This is a genomic window from Psychrobacter immobilis (genome assembly GCF_904846285.1).
GTDB lineage: Bacteria > Pseudomonadota > Gammaproteobacteria > Pseudomonadales > Moraxellaceae > Psychrobacter > Psychrobacter immobilis_D.
This window is the reverse complement of sequence record NZ_CAJHAD010000018.1, coordinates 1-20,451: the sequence shown is the minus strand read 5'-3', so window position 1 is coordinate 20,451 and position 20,451 is coordinate 1. Positions and strand designations below refer to the sequence as shown.

Genomic DNA, 20,451 nt, shown 5'->3' with positions numbered 1-20,451 from the left:
TCCTCAAAAAATCTGCCGACTTAGCTTATAGGGGAGACCAGCGACTGGGGTTTTTCTACAAACCCAGCGCGGCTGTCTGGCACAATTTCAATCAAGTTAATCTGGGTCGGCGTGATTTCAACAATACGGCCGTCATTTAAGCCAAGATAATTACCGACTCTAACGCTCGCAACTGAACCATCAGGACGCTGCACTAAGGCATATTGCTGACCTTCAGGGGAAATAACGACACCGCGAAAGACGAGTTGTGATAGCTCATATTGTTCAAGTGGTTCTTTCACTCGGGTTATGTCAGGACGCACGCCATCTATAGAGGTGACAGGACCTTGAACATTCACTAAGCTTGGTGGCAAAAATGGGCTACGCTGCGCACTGGCACTATAGACAAAATCTTCTACGAGTTCCGCTTTAGGCGGCGGCTCTATCGGCTGCGCTGGCTGGTTACGAATATCAGCCATCGACTGCTCTGCCATACCGATGCGGTCAGTACAGCCCGTCATCGATAAAACAATGGCACTTGAAATCAGCAGCATGGGCAGTTTTTGGATACTCATTAGTTGCCTCCTGCAGTATCAGTTGTAGCGGCAGCATCAGTCGCGACGGCTTCATCACCTTCAGGAGCCGCTTCTTTTGAGCGATACGTTTTGGTTTGTAGCACCAGATTGAGCTCTGGCAACACATCTAAAGTTGGCTGTGGATTACTGACTTCAAAATCATGCATCGTAATAATACGCGGCAAAGCAGCAAGTCCACTGATGAAGCTACCGAACTGATGGTAATCTCCTAAGGCTGCAATACGAATAGGCTGCTCAATAAAGAATTCATTTTCAATCTCAGGCTCTACGGAGATGTCTTGAAAACGAATATTACTGCCAACGCCAGTCATGTTGATACCTTCGACCAATTCTGATACGCGGGTGTCTTTTGGTAGCTGGTCGAGTAAAGTATTAAACTCCGTTTCCATTTGAATTACTTGAGCTTGATAGGCTTTTAAATGGCGCGCCCGTGATTCTTTCTCACGGTAGCTATCAAGCAAAGTCTGTTGTTGACTTTCAGCGGCAGTAATCTCATCAATTTTACTGCTAATCGGCAGTGCCCATGACAATGCAGCAATTAAAGCAATAATAAATCCAATCACGGTGACTTTGACGGGAAGTGGCCAACTGCCATAGTTCTCCGCATCCAAGGACTCAAAGCTACGGCGAAACTCATTCAGATCAAATTGCTTTTTAGCACTTACCGCAGTCTTCTTGGTCTTAACAAGGCTTTTTTTACGGCTCAGTTTCATAACTCACCTCCAAGCGCAGTATTAGCATCAGCATCTTCAACCTTTTCCGACTGTACTTTGGTCGTCACGACAAACTGAACATAACTGTCTTCAGGATAAACAGGACGCGGCTGTTCACCTGTGGTCACCGTATTTTCTAAAGCAGGCGCAGCTTCATAGGCAGTAATATTTTGCTGTATATTACTAACAGCTGAGTTACCCATCCATTTGCTACTATCCAGGTTACGAATCAAGCTAGAGACAATATTTGGATTGTCGGCAAGACCTGTCAATGTAAGTACATCACCTTCGCGTTTTAAATTGTTTAAATAAAGCGCTGGCGGCATCGCTTTGGCAAGATCATCCCATAAGCGCACAGGAACAGGGCGTCGACCCTGCAAATCTTGGATAACCTGCATACGTGAGATGATATCTTCACGGCGCTGCTCTAAGCTATCAATCTCTACCAAAGCTTTATCTAGGCGAGCATTTTCCTGTTCAATCAGTGTATTGGCATCTAATTGTTCATCAAGTTCATTATTAAAATAACTCCATGAAGCGAATGCCGCTAATAGAGCAAGCAAAGTAACGGCCACCACTAAAGTGATAAATTCTTTATTGCGACGTTCGCGCTCTTCTTGCCGCCAGGGCAATAAGTTAATACGAGCCATTAGTCAAAGCTCCTTAACGCAAGACCGCAAGCGGCCATTAAGCTTGGTGCATCAACTGCCAATTGCTCATTATCGATATGCGGAGCAATGGTCATGTTGATAAAGGGATTAGCAATACTTACAGGAACGCCCAATCTTTGTTGTGCCATACCGGCAAGTCCTGCAATAGAACTACTGCCACCAGCAAGTACCACATGGTCAATACTATTGTATTGGCTCGATGAGAAGTAGAACTGCAGTGAGCGTGTAATCTGTTGGATGGTGTTTTCTATAAAGGGGGTCAACACATCAGGATAGTAATCGTCTGGTAAAGTACGTTCGCGTTTGCTGATGGTTGCTTCTTCAGCGGATAATCCGTAACGATTTTGTATCGCTTCAGTAAGCTGTACGCCGCCAAATAATTGTTCGCGACTATATATAAACTCACCATTTTTAGCAACATATAAAGTAGTTTGGTTATGACCGATATCAACGATTGCCACTAAATCTGGTACATTTGGCAGGCTATCTGCCATCAAACCAAAGGCACGCTCAATAGCATGCGACTCGATATCCATCACTTTGGTTTGCAAACCACCAAAGGTTAGAGCATCCACTCTTTGGTCAACATTTTCCGACCTAGAAGCTGCTAATAAAACTTGCACCATGTTGTCATTAACAAGCGAAGGACCCAATACCTCAAAATCTAAATTAACGTCTTCTAATGGATAAGGGACGTATTGATCGGCATCCAAACGAATCTGAGCTTCGCGCTCAACATCATTAAGCACCATATCCATATCTATGATTTTGGTAATCACGGCAGAGCCTGAAACTGAAGTAGCAGCACTACTACCCGCAACTTGGCAACGACGTGCTAAGCTTGCTATGGTATTACCGACAGCTTCAGTGTCTACAATAAGTTTGTCAACGACTACGCCTTCCGGTAATCTTTCAATACCGTAAGATTTTAAATGAAATATGCCTTGTTGACGCTGGATGTCAACCAGCTTTACTGAAGTGGTGCAAATATCCACGCCAATCAAATGCCGACTTTTAGAAGTAAATAGCCTCACAAACTCTATACCTTATGTTAAGTGTACAATCTGATAGTTATTTGTAATAATTTAGTACAATACTTTACTTAACAGATAGATTCAAGCATTTAAATTACTTATTAAGGCTAACTTACACATTTATTATTACTTGCCTATTTTGTTCAAGGTATAATCTCCTACCTGTTGCAAATTTTAATTGATAAGTCTGATTATGACCAAAAAAAATGCTACCGCTCGTCTCATTCACTTTTTGGTGGGGCTTTTCATCGCCTGCTTAGCATTGGCGCTCATTTTAGCCCTTGCTGTACCGATTGGGTTTTATGGCATGGCGATGTATTTATCGCCAACCTTACCAAGCATTCAAGAAATTAAAACCGCAAGTTTAGAGATGCCATTACAGATTTATAGTAGTGATGACAAGCTCATTGGTCAGTATGGCAATCGTCTGTCGTTACCGGTTACTTTTGAAGAAATCCCTAAAGGTTTAACCAATGCTTTTTTAGCAGCAGAAGACTCGTCGTTTTTTCAACATAGCGGTATTAGTATTAAAGGTCTTGGTCGCGCTGTCACCGAAGTTGTGACCGACGACGATAGTCAAACCGGTGGCTCTACCATTACTATGCAGGTTGCCAAAAACTATTTTTTAAGCTCAGAGCGTACTTTAAATCGTAAGCTCACAGAGCTGTTTTTAGCGCGTAAAATTGAAGACGAGTTGAGCAAAAATGAGATTCTTACCTTATATGTCAATAAAATCTATTTAGGTGAAGGCGCTTATGGTATCCGAGCTGCGGCCAAAAAATACTACAGTAAATCTCTAGAGAACCTGACCGTTGCTGAAATGGCCATGCTAGCAGGCCTGCCAAAAGCCCCTTCTAAATACAATCCTGTTGCTAATCCTAGCCGCGCCCTCACCCGCCGTAACTGGATTATTGGACGCATGCATGAGCTTGGTTATATCGATAAAGCTCAACACGACGAAGCCATTAACGCCCCTATTGGCATTAATCTTTATCAAGAAAAACTTGATATGAATATGCCTTATCTAGCAGAAATGACACGTTCAGCCTTGGTTGACCGTTATGGTGAGCAGGTGATGCATGGCGGGTGGCGGGTGCGTTTGACTGTTGATAGTGAAGCGCAAAAAGCGGCAGAATCAGCGGTACTAGCAGGTTTGGTTGCTTATGAACACCGTCATGGCTGGCGCGGGGCAGAAGCCAATGGCGAACCGCTTGAGAACTTTAGTCGCTATAGCAATATGTCTCCGGCCAAAGTGACCAAGGTAAATTCTCGCAGCTTTGAAGCGACCATGCCCTCTGGTGAGAATGTAACGGTTAACTGGTCTGATATGAGCTGGGCGCGCAAATACATTTCTGCCGATCGAATCGGATATTTTCCAAGTAACGCCAGTCAGATTGTGAGCAAAAATGATATCGTACGCCTGATGCCTACTACTAACGGTGGTTGGCAGTTGGGTCAAATCCCTAAAGTGCAAGGCAGCTTGGTTTCTCTAAATCCTGAAACGGGCGCGGTTCGAGCCTTAGTGGGTGGTTTTGACTTTAATCACAGTAAGTTTAATCGCGCGCTGCAAGGCTGGCGTCAACCCGGCTCGACGATTAAACCGCTTGTTTATACCGCTGCATTAGAAAAAGGCTATCGTCCAGACAGTATTGTCTCAGACCGCCCTATTCAAGTAGGTGACTGGAAACCAAAGAATTCTGATGGGCGTTTTTTGGGTGATATCACCTTGCGCCGCGGGCTTTATTTATCTCGTAACCTAGTGTCTATTCGTTTGTTGCAATCCATTGGTATCTCCGATGCACGCAATTTATTAGATGAGTTTGGTCTTGATAAAGAAAAGCTACCTACAACTTTATCATTGGCATTAGGCGCTGGGCAAGCAACGCCATTACAAATGGCAACAGCTTATTCAACCTTTGCTAACGGTGGGCACCGTATCCAGCCTTACTTCATCGATCAAATTTATAACTATAATAATAAACTGTTATTTCAGGCCAATCCGCAGCAGGCTTGTGCCTTATGCTTCAATGAGCAGCTTGAAGATGTTAACAAAAAGCTGATTAAAGATTATGAGGCAAAAATAGAAGCAGAAAATAAAGCTGCTGCTAAAGATAAAAAGGTTAGCCCTAAAGATAAAGCAGTAGACAAAGAGCTTGATGCTGATATCGATGCAAAGAACAGTGATACTGAAGCAAAAGATGATAAAGCGCTTAATTTGAATATTTATGATGCAAGCCCAGATTCAGATCGCCTAAAAGCCCCAGTCATACAGTACGTCCGTGCTGAGCAAGCGCCGCGTATTTTAAAGCCCAGAGTGGCTTTCGAGATGGCAGATATTTTACGCGATGTCATCCAGCGCGGTACGGCTTTTAAAGCCAGAGCCCTAGGGCGTGATGATATTGGTGGTAAAACGGGGACGACGAATGAGGCGAAAGATGCCTGGTTTGCAGGTTTTCATCCTACCAATGCCACGGTCGTCTGGATGGGGTTTGATCAGCCATCAACGCTGGGTCGCCGTGAGTATGGTGGCGTAGCAGCGCTGCCGGTATGGATGGACTTTATGAAAGCACAGCTTAAGGATACCCCTAGCCAATGGGTTTCTATTAATAACCGTGCTAAATCAAAAAAACAAAAACAGACTATTATAGAGATGATGGATGAAGGGGCTGCTGAGCTTGAAGACGACACTGCCGATGACGGCAAATCAGAAAAACCGGTAAAGACCACAACCCAGCAACGTAAGCCACCGACGCCTAAACCGGCTGAAGAACAAATTCAAAATCGTCCAGCCGCTGAAAAACCCAAGCCAAACCGTAATAACGATAGCAATTCTCAAAATAAGCCCTTAGCAGCAACACCAGTTGAGCGTATGCCGCCAATGCCAGAATAAATTAACTGGGGTTTTGCCTAATACTTCAATAAAAAATGTCCTACTCAGTCTACTGCGTAGGATATTTCTATGCGCTCTTAAAGCTCATTTATGTAGTGAAAGCCTATTAATTATAACGGCTGCTAATCTGCTAATCTGCTAATCTGCTAATGATATTAAAACTCTACCATACCCGCACGCAGCTGTTCAATCAGCTCCCTAAACTGCTGACGCCATTCACGGATGGTTGCCTCATCTGGCAACCACTGATTTGATAACGTTACCACATTCACAATCAGGTCAGGCGCTTCTTTAGTCTCACCATCTGCCTTGTCACTTATTACAGTATCAGGCAATACCGCATAGAGACAACGCTGATAAGCATGCTCTATATTGGCTAAAAAACCTTGTTGCTGTAGCTGTTGTAAGCGCTGCACTTCGGGCGATACTTGGGTACGTGTGCTAAGTGCTTCTTCTATATATGTCAATGTCGGCGCCGTCATATTCAAGCCATAAAAGTGCCCAAGCTCTTGCACAAAAGCAAGATATGTCCCATATAAATGAAAAATAGCTGTTTCACAATGGGCTTGATATAACTGTTTATCGCTGGTATTACTTGCCGCCTGACAAGCCAAACGACAAAAATATAGCTTTTGATTGGTACGATCAGCTTGGTATTTGGCAACGCGAGTCTTACCTGCCATGCGTCTTTCCTTGTTAATTGTTAATGATGATGAGCTGTTATTCAAACAGCTATGACTGTTTTATAAAGCTACTTTATTGCAGTGTACTATTTTCTTAAGTAACTTCCTAAGAAAATAACCCGTTATGCTTCATTTTCTTAAAGGCACAAAAAAGCCAGCAACTTAGGCTGGCTTTTTTATTAAGGAAAAAACTAAGCTTGACTCAGATTAATGATTGCCTTGATTAAGCTCTTGGGCAAACGCTTCATCGAAGCTTGCAAAATCTGTGCTATCAGTACTTGCTGTCATATCAAACGCTGCATTCAAATCTTTATCTTGCAGTTTTTGCTCCGCTTTTTCTTTACGGGCTTTATGATAAGCCAGACCAGTACCGGCAGGAATCAAGCGACCAACAACGACGTTTTCTTTCAGACCACGTAGCTCATCCACTTTACCAGTCACGGCAGCTGCGGTTAGGACACGCGTTGTTTCCTGGAATGACGCTGCTGAGATAAAGCTTTCTGTTGCCAGACTTGCTTTGGTAATACCCAGTAGTTGACGCTCATACTTAACTGGGAATTTATCTTCCGCTTCCAGTTTAGCATTCAACGCTTTGATATCAGCATATTCAACCTGATCGCCTTTAAAGTGACTTGAATCGCCGCCATCTGTTACTTCAACTTTGCGCAGCATCTGACGAATGATAACTTCGATGTGCTTATCGTTGATTTTCACGCCTTGCAGACGATAAACGTCCTGTACTTCGTTAACGATATAGTCAGCAAGCGCAGTTTGTCCTTTCAGACGTAGGATATCGTGCGGGTTTTGTGGACCATCAGCGATAACCTCACCACGAGCAACGGTCTCGTTTTCGAAGACGTTGATTTGACGCCATTTTGGGATCAGCTCTTCATGAATCTCGCCATCTTCATTGGTAATGATGAAGCGGTTTTTGCCTTTGGTCTCTTTACCAAAGCTCACGACACCTGACATCTCTGCCATGATAGCGTGATCTTTTGGACGACGTGCTTCAAACAAATCAGCAACACGTGGTAGACCACCGGTAATATCTTTGGTACCTGAAGACGCTTGTGGTACACGGCCTAAGATCGAACCGGCTGCTACTTTTTCACCGTCACTAACGCGAATGATGGTTTCAGCTGGCAAGAAGTAAACCACTTCTTTACCTTCGTCAGTGTTCAAGATAATCGCCGGACGTAAGTCTTTGGCTGAACTTGAACGGTCACGAGTCGCTAGAATCTCAAACGAGCTCATACCGGTCGCATCATCAACTTTTACCGTTGCCGTTAAACCATCAGTAATATCACTGAAGCGTGCGGTACCAGCGAACTCGGTAATAATTGGATGCGTGTGCGGATCCCATTTAGCAATGGTTTGACCGCCTTCAACTTGCTCTTCGTTTTTCACAAGCACGCTTGAACCATAAGGAACTTTATAGCGCTCACGCTCACGACCAAGCTCATCAGTCAATGCCAGTTCAGCTGAACGCGACACGATAACCAAATGACCATCGGTATGTTGCACCGTTTTCATGTTTTCAAAGTGCACTTGACCAGCATTACGTGCTGAGATGCTATTGTCCACAGACGCAGAGCTCGCCGCTCCACCAACGTGGAAAGTACGCATCGTTAACTGAGTACCAGGCTCACCGATAGACTGCGCTGCCATAACACCGACTGACTCGCCGATATTAACTTGATGACCACGTGCAAGGTCACGACCATAACACTGTGAACAAACGCCATGCTCGATATCACAGGTAATCACTGAACGTACCCAGATATCATCAATCGCATTACTATCAAGCACATTTACCCAATGCTCATCGATCAAGGTACCTGCTGGAATCAATACTTTATCAGCATCATCGTTATAGGTTACATCACGAGCGGTTACACGACCAAGTACTAGCTCACCGAGCTTCTCAATGATCTCACCACCTTGAATATGTGGCTTCATGAGCAAACCTTGCTCAGTACCACAGTCTTCACTAGTAATAACCAAATCCTGTGCCACGTCAACTAAACGACGAGTCAAGTAACCCGAGTTAGCGGTTTTCAGTGCCGTATCCGCAAGACCCTTACGGGCACCATGCGTTGAGATAAAGTACTGAAGTACGGTCAAACCTTCACGGAAGTTGGCTTTAATCGGCGTTTCGATAATTGAGCCATCCGGTTTTGCCATCAAACCACGCATACCTGCCAACTGACGAATCTGGGCCGCACTACCACGAGCACCAGAATCTGACATGATAAAGATAGAGTTGAATGACTTCTGCTCTTCTTCCTCACCTTTAGCATTCATGATTTTGTCAGTGGCTAAGTTGTCCATCATCGCTTTGGCGACTTTGTCATTGGTACGTGACCAGATATCAACCACTTTATTATAACGCTCACCGGCAGTCACAAAACCTTGCTCGAATTGATCTTCGATCTCGCGAACTTCGCCTTCTGCGGTTTCAATGATTTGCTTTTTCAATGGTGGAATGACCATGTCATCGATACCGATAGACACGCCAGATAGTGTTGCTTGGGCAAAACCAAGATACATCAATTGGTCAGCAAACATAACACTTTCTTTCACGCCAACTTTACGGTAGCAAGAGTTAATCAATTTAGAGATGTTTTTCTTCGTCATCTCTTCGTTACACTCATCGAACGACATACCTTTAGGCATGATGTTCCAGATAAGTAGGCGACCAGCGACGGTATCTTGTAACTTGACTTCTTTAGTCTCATTACCTTCTTCGTCGATATGCGTTTCAGTCACACGTACTTTAATCTTAGCGTTTACATGCAAATCGTTTGAACCAATCGCGCGCAATGCTTCATTAACGGTGGCAAAAATCATGCCCTCGCCTTTAGAATTGATTGACGATCGGCTGATATAGTACAAACCCAATACCACATCTTGTGATGGGACGATAATTGGCTCACCGTTGGCAGGCGACAAGATGTTGTTAGTCGACATCATCAATACACGTGATTCAAGCTGTGCTTCTAGGGTCAATGGCACGTGAACGGCCATTTGGTCACCATCAAAGTCAGCGTTAAACGCGGTACAAACCAAAGGATGCAATTGGATTGCTTTACCTTCGATTAATACTGGCTCAAATGCTTGCAAGCCCAATCTATGAAGCGTTGGCGCACGGTTCAACAGTACTGGATGCTCACGGATAACCATGGCCAGCATATCCCACACTTGTGGCTCTTCACGTTCTACCATCTTTTTAGCAGCTTTAATCGTCGTTGCTAAACCGTGTGATAATAATTTGTTATAAGTAAATGGCTTGAATAGCTCAAGTGCCATTTTCTTCGGTAGACCACACTGATGTAGACGTAGGGTTGGACCAACAACGATTACCGAACGACCAGAGTAATCAACACGTTTACCAAGTAAGTTTTGACGGAAACGACCTTGCTTACCTTTGATCATATCTGCCAAGGATTTCAATGGACGCTTGTTACTACCTGTAATCGCACGACCGCGACGACCGTTATCAAGCAAAGCATCGACTGATTCTTGCAACATACGTTTTTCGTTACGTACGATGATATCAGGGGCACTTAGCTCTAACAGACGCTTTAGGCGGTTGTTACGGTTAATCACGCGGCGATATAAATCATTTAGATCTGATGTCGCAAAGCGACCGCCTTCTAGTGGTACTAGCGGACGCAAATCTGGTGGTAGTACTGGCAAGATGGTCATGACCATCCATTCAGGCTTATTATTAGAATCACGGAACGCTTCTAATAATTTAAGACGCTTAGACATCTTTTTAAGCTTGGTTTCAGAACCAGTTTGCGGAATCGCTTCACGCAACTCATCAATTTCGATATCTAAATCGATGTCTTTTAATAAGTCTTGGATGGCTTCTGCACCCATCTTGGCAACGAATTCATCACCAAACTCTTCAAGCGCTTTATAATAATCTTCATCATCAAGCAACTGGTACTTCTCTAAAGAAGTTAAACCAGGCTCAGTCACGATATAGCTTTCAAAATATAGGACGCGTTCGATATCACGAAGCGTCATATCAAGTAACAAACCAATGCGGCTTGGTAATGATTTTAGGAACCAAATGTGCGCAACAGGGCTAGCTAGGTCAATATGACCCATGCGATCGCGACGAACTTTAGCAGTCGTGACTTCAACGCCACATTTTTCACAAATAACACCTTGGAACTTACGGCGTTTGTATTTACCACATAAACACTCAAAGTCTTTTACTGGACCAAAGATTTTGGCACAGAATAGACCATCACGCTCAGGCTTAAACGTACGATAGTTAATCGTTTCTGGTTTTTTAACTTCACCATGTGACCATGATTTAATCACATCAGGTGAGGCTAAGGTAATTTGAATACTATCAAACTCTTGGTTACCGTTGCCGGTAGGGCTTTGCATGATATCGAGTAAATCTTTCAAGTTGCTTCTCCGTTATCTTTATAATCATCTGATGGCGTGCTATTAACGCGAATAAGATGAATGAAGGCAATGAATAGGGTTGAGACAAATCACTAAAAGCAGCAGCGATGCGCGTACTGCTTCTAGATTGACCACTAAGGATAATAATTAACTAAAGCTATGTTAAAGGTAGCTTCAGTCAGCCGTGCTTAATGGGTTTGCTTTAACTCAATATTGATACCCAGTGATTTGATTTCTTTGGTCAACACGTTAAACGATTCAGGCATACCTGGATCCATATATTGCTCACCATCGACGATGTTTTTGTACATACGGGTACGGCCTTCAACGTCATCCGACTTCACCGTTAACATTTCTTGCAAGGTATAAGTCGCGCCATATGCTTCTAGTGCCCAGACTTCCATCTCACCAAAGCGCTGACCACCAAACTGAGCTTTACCACCAAGCGGCTGCTGCGTGACTAGTGAGTAAGAACCGGTAGAACGCGCATGCATTTTGTCATCAACCAAGTGGTTAAGTTTTAGCATATACATATAACCAACAGTTACTTTACGGTCAAACTTCTGACCAGTACGACCGTCATACAAGGTCTGCTGACCATCACGCGCCATACCAGCAAGCTCTAGCAAGTCTTTGACTTGATGCTCATGTGCACCATCAAATACTGCCGTGCCCATCGGTACACCGCCGCGTAAGTTATCAGATAGCGCCATGATGTCATCATCACTTAAGCTATCAAGATCTACTTGCTCGCCGCCCACTTTGTTATAGATTTGGTCTAAGAAATCACGCAAATCTTTAATCGCTGCTTGTGCTTTGAGCATACCATCGATTTTTTCGCCCAAGCCCTTCGCTGCCATACCTAAATGCGTCTCGAGAACCTGACCGATGTTCATACGCGATGGTACACCCAGCGGGTTCAAGACGATATCAACGGTATTACCATGTTCGTCATAAGGCATGTCTTCAACCGGCATAATGCGCGATACCACACCTTTGTTACCATGACGACCCGCCATTTTATCACCAGGCTGAATACGACGCTTAACCGCTAGATAGACCTTCACGATTTTTTGTACGCCATGCTGCAAGTCATCACCAGCGGTCAATTTGCGTTTTTTCTCAGCAAATTTCACATCGATGTCTTTTTGTTTATCGACTAAGTACTCGGCGATTTGCGTGAGACGCTCAGATATTTCTTCTTCAACCGGTTGAATATCAAGCAAGGTCTCAAGGCTCATGTCTTTCATATCAGCCAATGCCATAACCGTACCAGCTTTTAGACCAGAACCGCCACTGACTTTTTGACCATCTAACAGATTACCAATACGACCACGAGCAGCTTCTTCAAAGATGCGTAGTTCTTCTTTTAAATCTTTGCGATAGCTATCGAGTTGTGATTTTTCAATCGCTTTTGCACGCGCATCTTTTTCAACGCCGTCACGGGTAAAGACTTGCACGTCAATAACCGTGCCTTTACTTGATGTTGGAACACGTAGTGACGTGTCTTTAACATCAGCTGCTTTTTCACCAAAGATAGCCCGTAGGAGTTTTTCTTCTGGCGTTAGTTGGGTCTCACCTTTTGGCGTGACTTTACCAACTAAGATATCGCCAGCATCCACTTCAGCACCGATATAAACGATACCTGCTTCGTCAAGGCTTGATAGAGCGGCTTCACCAACGTTTGGAATATCCGCAGTAATCTCTTCGGTTCCAAGCTTAGTATCACGTGCCACACAAGTCAATTCTTGAATATGAATGGTCGTGAAACGATCTTCTTTTACCACTTTTTCAGATAGCAAGATAGAATCTTCGAAGTTGTAACCATTCCACGGCATAAATGCGATGCGAATGTTTTGACCTAGTGCCAACTCGCCAAGATCCGTTGATGGACCATCAGCCAAGATATCACCTACAGCAATAGCATCGCCTTGGTTTACGATAATACGTTGGTTGATACAAGTGTTTTGGTTAGAACGCGTATATTTAACTAAGTTATAGATATCAATACCCGCTTCACCAGCGACCATTTCATCTTCATTTACACGAACGACAACACGTGAGGCATCAACGTCTTCGATCACACCGCCACGCTTAGCGATGACACAAACACCAGAGTCACGCGCAACGTGACGCTCCATACCGGTACCTACTAACGGCTTATCAGCACGTAGCGTAGGAACCGCCTGACGTTGCATGTTCGAGCCCATTAAGGCACGGTTAGCATCATCATGCTCAAGGAACGGAATCAAACCTGCTGCTACCGATACTACCTGACTTGGTGACACATCCATATGCGTCACTTTTTCTGGCGGCATACGGACAAATTCACCATAGCTACGCACACTGACCATTTCATCAGATAACGCGCCTTCTGCGGTCACTGGCGAATCAGCCTGTGCAATAACCGTACCGACTTCTTCGATCGCTGACAGATATTCAATAACGTCGGTTACTTTACCGTCAACCACACGGCGATATGGCGTTTCTAAGAAGCCAAAGCTGTTGGTTTTAGCAAAGGTTGCTAGTGAGTTAATCAAACCAATGTTTGGACCTTCAGGCGTTTCAATCGGACATACACGGCCATAATGGGTATCATGGACGTCACGTACTTCAAAGCCTGCACGTTCACGGGTCAGACCACCGGGTCCTAATGCTGATACACGGCGTTTATGCGTCACTTCAGACAATGGATTATTCTGATCCATAAACTGCGATAACTGGCTTGAACCAAAGAATTCTTTAACCGCAGCGGCAACAGGTTTTGAGTTAATCAAATCTTGTGGCGATAAGTTATCAGATTCCGCTGAAGACAAACGCTCTTTAACGGCACGCTCAACGCGTACTAGACCAACACGGAATTGGTTTTCAGCCATCTCGCCAACCGAACGAATACGGCGGTTACCTAAATGGTCAATATCATCGACTTCACCGCGACCGTTACGAATCTCGATCAGCTCTTTTAGGACGTTGACGATATCGGCATTGGTCAATACGCTACGTTCGCGCTGAATATCAGCATCATCGGTATCTACAAACTCAAGACCTAAACGGCGGTTAAATTTCATACGACCAACGTTAGACAAGTCATAACGATCGGCGTTAAAGAACATGCTGTCAAACAGCTTCTCAGCGGTTTCAACCGTTGGTGGCTCACCTGGGCGCATGACTTTATAAATTTCAATCAAGGCTTCTTCGCGGCTTGAGGTGCTATCTGCGCGTAGTGTATCGGCAATATAACTACCTTGGTCGATATCGTTGGTGAACAGAATGCTGAATTCTTTGATAGACTCACTGGCTTCAAATGCACTTAATTTGACCAACAACTCATGGTCAATCAGCGTGTTGGCTTTAGCGATAACTTCGTCATTAACGACGATATCTTCCGCTAAAATACGCTCGTATAAGTATTCATCAGGGATAGAGATTTTGGTCATACCCGCTTCTTCAAGCTGACGGATACGGCGGGCATTAATACGTTTACCTTGCTCGACAACCACTTCGCCTTCAGGCGTTACGATATCAAACTGTGCCATCTCGCCACGTAAGCGGTCAGCAACCAGATCAATTTCGAACTGCTCTTCGCCTTTATAAACAGTCACTTTATCAAAGAATAAATCTAAAATCTCAGATGTGCTTAAACCTAACGCGCGTAGAATGATAGATGCAAGAAGCTTACGACGACGGTCAATACGAGCAAAAACCAAATCTTTGGCATCAAACTCAAAATCTAACCACGAACCACGGTAAGGAATGATACGGGCGTTATATAGCACCTTACCACTTGAATGCGACTTACCTTTATCATGGTCAAAGAATACACCCGGTGAACGATGCAGCTGCGATACGATCACTCGCTCAGTACCATTGATAATAAAGGTGCCGTTGGCAGTCATCAATGGCATCTCGCCCATATAGACGCTCTGCTCACGGATATCTTTGATTGCCGCTTTGCTGTCTTTATCTTTGCTGTCTTTGTCTTTGATGATAAGGCGAATTTTGACACGCATCGGCGCAGCAAAGGTCGAGCCACGTAAGATACACTCACGCTCATCAAATTCAGGCGTACCTAAATAATATTCAACGAATTGTAACTCAGCATTACCAGAGTGACTCTCAATTGGGAAAATAGAGGAATACGCAGCTTGCAAACCAGTATTCTCACGAGCTTTTGGCTTTTTATGCTCTTGCAAAAATTGCTCATAAGAATCTACTTGGATAGACAACAAATAGGGAATGTCCATCACAGTAGGCAATTCAGCAAAACTTTTGCGAATACGCTTTTTTTCAGTATAAGAATATGCCATCGAGAGTCCTTACAGTAAACGTGGAAACAAATTGAAAGCGTGGCCAGCGTGCATCAATATTAGTTGATATTAATATTATGCAAACTTGGCGACGTAAACGATAATATAAAACGGTTATTCCTGCTCATTTAATGACTGATGATTAATTCACGCGTATAGTGCATGATTAACCCAGCTTATTTAAGCGTAAAATCGGCATCTAAACATGCCTATATGGGTGCTGACATTGCAAATTTCAATGTCGTACACCCTATAATACTTACAACCAAGCACTGGTATTTAAATACTATTGATTCTGTTGATAAATTCACTTAAAGTGTGGGTAATACCTTTAAAGCGTTGTTGATATCTTAAACAAGGGTGTTGCCTATAAAATTCAATTCTTACACTATCTAGCACTAAACAGCAAACTACTCACTATCTACCATCATAAGTAATATCGTCGCTGATATCTACCGTCTACGAGCCTACCTACTGACAGTAAAACCATGCTAAATAAATAACCTAAGATTTATAACGTTTCAGAATTAATGCTAATTGGAGTAACTATAAATTTTAGAGCAATGACTGTTAAAATCAATACAAACTATAGTGTTAATAGGAAAGCATGCGGACACAAAAAAACGCCAAACATCGATCGACGTTTAGCTTATATTAACTGACTTCAAAAATTACTAAGTGTGCTTGCGCTGTGTTTACTTGCATAGCTATCGTCTGTCCTTTTGATGGGTATCCACCGTGATGTTGCATGCGACTGTTGGCAGACACAAAAGGTCAAGCTACGAATTATAATAAAAAAAAGCTAGCAATGCAAGGCATTACCAGCTTTTTTTGTACAACACTAAGATAAGCGAGGCTTATTTTAGTTCAACAGTTGCACCAGCTTCTTCAAGTTTCTTTTTCAACTCGTCAGCTTCAGCTTTGTTTACGCCTTCTTTGATTGGAGCTGGAGCGCTTTCAACCAAATCTTTCGCTTCTTTCAAGCCAAGCCCAGTAGCTTCACGTACGGCTTTAATTACGCCAACTTTCTTCTCGCCAAAGCTGGCAAGAACTACGTCAAACTCTGATTGCTCTTCAGCAGCAGCAGCAGGACCGGCAGCAGCAGGTGCAGCAGCGGCAACAGCAGCAGTTACGCCGAATTTTTCTTCCATAGCGCTGATTAATTCAACGATATCCATTACTGACATTTCAGCGATTGCGTTTAACACGTCATCTTTAGATAGTGCCATGAGAACTCTCCGTTATCTGATAAAAATTAATTGATTTTAATATCGCTTGGATTGCTTGCTAAATTTTCAAATAGGGTTAGCAATAAAGTGCAATCTGCGATGTCAAAGTTACGTTAAAACAAGCAATTATGCCGCTTCTTTTGCGTCTTTGATTGCTGCTACCGTGCGAACAAGCTTGCTAGGAACAGCGTTCATAGTTTGAACAAGCTTGGTAACTGGTGCATTCATAGTAGCCATCAAGATAGATAGTGCTTCGTCGCGAGTTGGTAGCTTCGATACACGCTCTAGCTCTTCTGGACCATAAACAACACCACCGACTGATACCAATTTGGTCTCTAAAGCTTTGTTATCTTTGCTAAAGTCGAAAACGACTCGAGCAGCAGATCCCAAATCTTCCATAGAGAAAGCCAAAAGTAATGGACCAGTCATACGGTCTGACATGCTCTCAAACTTAGTGCCTTCAAACGCGCGTTTTGCTAGGGTATTTTTTACCACTTTCAAAACGACGCCTTTTTCACGGGCTTGTTCGCGTAGCTTAGTAAGCTTTGCAACACCAATACCATGATATTCGGCAGCTACTGCTGAGTAAGCATTAGCAGCAACTTCAGACACTTCAGCCACAACTTGTTGTTTTTGCTCTAGCGTTAATGCCATAAGTTGACTCCTTTAATCTAATCAATCTGCTAATTATTCAATATTTTAAAACCGAGGTTTTAAACAATTTGAACAACTTAATAAGACTGACTTGATACGACACGTTATTTATAAACTCTATAAAGAGTTTACTCATAACGACTGATTACGGCACCGTTATCAGAATGACGTTGAGTAATAGGTTGCCCTACTCGCTCTAGTCTTAAACTGGGTGGGCCACCGTCTGCGTAGGACAACTAAGATTTTCATCTGTCGTCGATTAACAAAAGCAGCTCGTTGTTATTACAAAATAATCCGAAGATTATCAATGATAGCGCAAAACCGCTTTCTACCTACGGTCTTAGACAGCATAGCGTTTGCTACGCTGACCTAATTCTTTAAAATATTTTTATACCTCTATTTGAAATCGTCAAATAAAGGCATCTATTTAATTATTTCGCTGTGCGATATGGAACTGGATCAATACTTAGACCAGGACCCATCGTGCTAGACAAGGTGATTTTCTTCAGGAAAGTACCTTTAGAAGTAGCAGGCTTAGCACGTCTCAAATCTGAAATCAGTGCTTCAGCATTCTGTATTACTTGCTCAGCAGTAAAGCCAACTTGACCGATAGTCGTGTGGATAATACCCGCTTTATCAACACGATACTGTGCTTGACCAGCTTTAGCGTTAAGAACCGCTTCAGCAACGTTAGGAGTTACCGTACCGACTTTTGGGTTAGGCATTAAGCCACGTGGACCTAGGATAGTACCTAATTGACCAACCACACGCATGGCATCAGGAGCAGCAATAACGACATCAAAGTCCATGTTACCGGCTTTGATTTGATCTGCTAAATCATCCATACCAACGATGTCAGCACCAGCTTCTTTGGCGGCTTCAGCAGCAGCGCCTTGAGCAAATACCGCAACGCGTTTGGTTTTACCAGTACCAGCAGGTAGATTGGTAGCGCCACGAACGACTTGGTCAGATTTACGTGGGTCAACGCCCAAGTTTACTGCGATATCGATAGACTCTTTGAATTTAAGAGCTGGTAAATCGTTTAGGATTTGAACCGCTTCTTCAATAGTATATAGCTTTTCGCTTTCTACACGCTCAGCGATTAATTTTTGACGCTTAGTAAGTTTACTCATTTACACACCCTCCACGGTAATACCCATTGAACGTGCAGTACCAGCGATGGTACGGACAGCAGCATCGAGACCAGCAGCAGTTAAGTCTGCATCTTTAGTCTTAACGATCTCTTCTAGCTGAGCACGGTCAACTTTACCGACTTTAGCGGTGTTTGGTGTACCAGAACCTTTAGCGATACCAGCAGCCTTACGTAGTAAGTATGCAGCTGGTGGTGACTTCATGATGAAGGTAAAAGACTTATCGCTGTATACAGTGATCTCAGTAGGAATCGGTAAACCCGGCTCTTGGTTTGAGGTCGCAGCGTTAAATTCTTTACAGAACGCCATGATGTTCACGCCTTTTTGACCCAATGCTGGACCAATCGGTGGTGAAGGATTTGCTTTGCCTGCAGGCACTTGCAGTTTGATGTAACCATCAATCTTCTTAGCCATGAGATACTCTCCTAAATGGGTAATAGCGCCAAATCAACGTGGTATAAACCTTATTGACTAACAGCTCCCCGGTTGATGAATTTGTTACGGGTTTAGTCTAGCTTCTCAACTTTACTAAACTCAAGCTCGACCTGAGTCGGACGATTAAATACGTTTACGGTTAAATGTAGTTTAGACTTCTCGTAATCCACTTTTTCAACCAACCCTTTAAAGTCAGTAAATGGACCATCGATAACCAACAACTCTTCGCCGGGCTCAAATAGAGTCTTAGGACGTGGGTCGGTTTCAGTCTGATTTAAACGGTTTAAAATACGATCAGCTTCTACTTCGGTAATCGGCGCTGGTGTTTCTGGCGTACCGCCAACGAAACCCATAATACGTGGGCAATCTTTTACGATGTGCCAAGTATTGTCGTTCATTTCCATCTGGATCAATACATAACCCGGAAAGAATTTACGCTCACTCTTACGTTTTTTGCCATCTTTCATTTCGACGACTTCTTCAGTAGGTACCAATACATCGCCGAAAAATTCAGCGAATTCACTACGATTAATACGATCAGTTAATGAACGCTGTACTTGCTTTTCATATCCTGAAAATGCTTGGACAATATACCAACGCATATCACGCTCCTGATCATTAAATTTAAGTCGTTATCAATACATCTTGGAAAATCATGCCAATACGCGTGATTAGCCAATAAATATGCCAACGAACCAATTAAAAAAGTTGTCTAGTAGCCAAACAAGGAAACCAACAATCGCAATCATGACAATCGTTTGCCACGTGTACTGAAAAGTTTCGTCTTTACCAGGCCATGTCACACGGCGTAATTCGACAGCAGCATCTTTTAATAGGGTTTTAAAAGCAGTACCCTGATGCGTCATTGCCAAACAAACCAATGCCAACACAAAAAGCGCAACAATAATACCAATACGTACCCAGAGGTCATTAGCAGGTTGCCAATAGCCAGGTAGATATTGATTAACTAAAGTTGCACTAATTAAAACAGCTGCGGCAAGTAGCCACAAGATCACATCTTTTATTGAACCTGTCTTAGCAACTTCAACAGCAGTCGTTTGATTGCCCGCTGAGATATGCTTATCTTTAGACAGTATTCCACCATCAAGTGCCTTGGCATCAGATAACTTATTGTCGAGGTTATCTTGACTATTGCTCATAAAGAACTCACTTCGGAGATGATGGGGTATGACAAAGATGTGATAAAAAGATGGCAGGCGATGTAGGACTCGAACCTACAACCCTCGGTTTTGGAGACCGATGCTCTACCAATTGAGCCAATCGCCTATGGGTGTAAAGGACAGCATTATACAATATTGAGCATAGAATGCAAGCATTTAGGAATAAAATTCTTCTATCACTCTCATGTTGCTGCTCTTAAAGCTTATTATTTAAACACTTTGTATGCATCATAATCTTAAAAATTTAACATAAAAGGTGCTTATAAGCTGCAGCGTTAATATAGCAAGCTCGCTTAAAAATTACAATAGATAGTAAGCTCCTTTCAAAGCGTATTTTATAAATACATTTGAGTTAGTATTGCTTTACTGTCTGTCCTACTCTACAAAAATTTATTTTAATCATTTATCGAAATAAATCATCCAAAAAAAAGCCACCCTCTAAGAGGATGGCTTTTTACTTGCTAACTAACACTGTCAGATTGCTCCGATAGTATTAATGC

14 protein-coding genes and 1 tRNA gene are annotated in these 20,451 nt (G+C 43.2%); 1 reads left to right on the top strand and 14 read right to left on the bottom strand.

Going from position 1 to position 20,451, the window contains the following annotated elements; genetic code table 11:
- Positions 1-20 precede the first annotated feature (20 nt).
- Genes JMX13_RS10415 through JMX13_RS10400 form a run of 4 tightly spaced genes read right to left on the bottom strand, consistent with a single transcriptional unit; the run spans position 21 to position 2,993 of the window.
- A complete protein-coding gene (locus JMX13_RS10415) occupies positions 21-554 on the bottom strand; it encodes a pilus assembly protein PilP (RefSeq protein ID WP_201612418.1) in 534 nt (177 codons plus the stop codon).
- Entirely contained in the window at positions 554-1,288 is a 735-nt protein-coding gene (locus JMX13_RS10410; RefSeq protein WP_201612417.1) for a type 4a pilus biogenesis protein PilO, read from the bottom strand. Before JMX13_RS10410 ends, JMX13_RS10415 begins: the two co-directional genes overlap by 1 nt.
- On the bottom strand, positions 1,285-1,938 hold the full coding sequence (locus JMX13_RS10405; RefSeq protein WP_201612416.1) for a PilN domain-containing protein: 654 nt from the start codon (positions 1,936-1,938) through the stop codon (positions 1,285-1,287). Before JMX13_RS10405 ends, JMX13_RS10410 begins: the two co-directional genes overlap by 4 nt.
- Positions 1,938-2,993, bottom strand: coding sequence for a pilus assembly protein PilM (locus JMX13_RS10400; RefSeq protein WP_201612415.1), 1,056 nt, complete (start codon positions 2,991-2,993; stop codon positions 1,938-1,940). Before JMX13_RS10400 ends, JMX13_RS10405 begins: the two co-directional genes overlap by 1 nt.
- Before the next feature lie 193 nt (positions 2,994-3,186).
- Here JMX13_RS10400 and JMX13_RS10395 point away from each other — a divergent pair, with 193 nt between their 5' ends.
- Positions 3,187-5,883, top strand: coding sequence for a penicillin-binding protein 1A (locus JMX13_RS10395; RefSeq protein WP_201612414.1), 2,697 nt, complete (start codon positions 3,187-3,189; stop codon positions 5,881-5,883).
- Between the two features lie 155 nt (positions 5,884-6,038).
- Here the strand turns inward: JMX13_RS10395 and JMX13_RS10390 are convergent, their stop codons facing one another.
- From JMX13_RS10390 to JMX13_RS10345, 10 genes are all read right to left on the bottom strand, one after another.
- Complete coding sequence (locus JMX13_RS10390; RefSeq protein WP_201612413.1) at positions 6,039-6,566, bottom strand: DUF6586 family protein; 528 nt, start codon at positions 6,564-6,566, stop codon at positions 6,039-6,041.
- A gap of 207 nt (positions 6,567-6,773) precedes the next feature.
- On the bottom strand, positions 6,774-10,994 hold the full coding sequence (rpoC, locus tag JMX13_RS10385; protein ID WP_201544324.1) for a DNA-directed RNA polymerase subunit beta': 4,221 nt from the start codon (positions 10,992-10,994) through the stop codon (positions 6,774-6,776).
- 188 nt (positions 10,995-11,182) lie between these two features.
- Positions 11,183-15,301 carry a DNA-directed RNA polymerase subunit beta gene (gene rpoB / locus JMX13_RS10380; RefSeq protein ID WP_201612412.1) on the bottom strand — a complete coding sequence of 1,373 codons (4,119 nt, stop codon included), beginning with the start codon at positions 15,299-15,301 and terminating at the stop codon, positions 11,183-11,185.
- A gap of 857 nt (positions 15,302-16,158) precedes the next feature.
- On the bottom strand, positions 16,159-16,530 hold the full coding sequence (rplL, locus tag JMX13_RS10375; RefSeq protein ID WP_201544321.1) for a 50S ribosomal protein L7/L12: 372 nt from the start codon (positions 16,528-16,530) through the stop codon (positions 16,159-16,161).
- A 126-nt stretch (positions 16,531-16,656) separates the two neighbouring features.
- Positions 16,657-17,184: a 50S ribosomal protein L10 gene (rplJ, locus tag JMX13_RS10370; RefSeq protein ID WP_201544320.1), complete on the bottom strand. Its 528-nt coding sequence runs from the start codon at positions 17,182-17,184 to the stop codon at positions 16,657-16,659.
- A gap of 431 nt (positions 17,185-17,615) precedes the next feature.
- Entirely contained in the window at positions 17,616-18,317 is a 702-nt protein-coding gene (gene rplA, locus JMX13_RS10365; protein ID WP_201544319.1) for a 50S ribosomal protein L1, read from the bottom strand.
- Positions 18,318-18,749 carry a 50S ribosomal protein L11 gene (rplK, locus tag JMX13_RS10360; RefSeq protein WP_068405081.1) on the bottom strand — a complete coding sequence of 144 codons (432 nt, stop codon included), beginning with the start codon at positions 18,747-18,749 and terminating at the stop codon, positions 18,318-18,320.
- A gap of 92 nt (positions 18,750-18,841) precedes the next feature.
- Positions 18,842-19,372 (bottom strand): transcription termination/antitermination protein NusG, encoded by a 531-nt coding sequence (nusG, locus tag JMX13_RS10355; RefSeq protein WP_201544318.1) that lies wholly within the window; start codon positions 19,370-19,372, stop codon positions 18,842-18,844.
- Between the two features lie 69 nt (positions 19,373-19,441).
- Positions 19,442-19,930, bottom strand: coding sequence for a preprotein translocase subunit SecE (secE, locus tag JMX13_RS10350; protein ID WP_201544317.1), 489 nt, complete (start codon positions 19,928-19,930; stop codon positions 19,442-19,444).
- Positions 19,931-19,981: 51 nt separating this feature from the next.
- Positions 19,982-20,057, bottom strand: a tRNA-Trp gene (locus JMX13_RS10345).
- Positions 20,058-20,451: the final 394 nt, after the last annotated feature.

Bases quoted from the DNA above. Each gene is read 5' to 3' on its own strand.
- JMX13_RS10390 (WP_201612413.1), bottom strand. From the start codon at position 6,566: ATGGCAGGTAAGACTCGCGTTGCCAAATACCAAGCTGATCGTACCAAT.
- nusG (WP_201544318.1), bottom strand. From the start codon at position 19,372: ATGCGTTGGTATATTGTCCAAGCATTTTCAGGATATGAAAAGCAAGTA.
- JMX13_RS10410 (WP_201612417.1), bottom strand. From the start codon at position 1,288: ATGAAACTGAGCCGTAAAAAAAGCCTTGTTAAGACCAAGAAGACTGCG.
- JMX13_RS10415 (WP_201612418.1), bottom strand. From the start codon at position 554: ATGAGTATCCAAAAACTGCCCATGCTGCTGATTTCAAGTGCCATTGTT.
- rplA (WP_201544319.1), bottom strand. From the start codon at position 18,317: ATGAGTAAACTTACTAAGCGTCAAAAATTAATCGCTGAGCGTGTAGAA.
- rplL (WP_201544321.1), bottom strand. From the start codon at position 16,530: ATGGCACTATCTAAAGATGACGTGTTAAACGCAATCGCTGAAATGTCA.
- rpoB (WP_201612412.1), bottom strand. From the start codon at position 15,301: ATGGCATATTCTTATACTGAAAAAAAGCGTATTCGCAAAAGTTTTGCT.
- rplJ (WP_201544320.1), bottom strand. From the start codon at position 17,184: ATGGCATTAACGCTAGAGCAAAAACAACAAGTTGTGGCTGAAGTGTCT.
- JMX13_RS10405 (WP_201612416.1), bottom strand. From the start codon at position 1,938: ATGGCTCGTATTAACTTATTGCCCTGGCGGCAAGAAGAGCGCGAACGT.
- secE (WP_201544317.1), bottom strand. From the start codon at position 19,930: ATGAGCAATAGTCAAGATAACCTCGACAATAAGTTATCTGATGCCAAG.
- rplK (WP_068405081.1), bottom strand. From the start codon at position 18,749: ATGGCTAAGAAGATTGATGGTTACATCAAACTGCAAGTGCCTGCAGGC.
- JMX13_RS10395 (WP_201612414.1), top strand. From the start codon at position 3,187: ATGACCAAAAAAAATGCTACCGCTCGTCTCATTCACTTTTTGGTGGGG.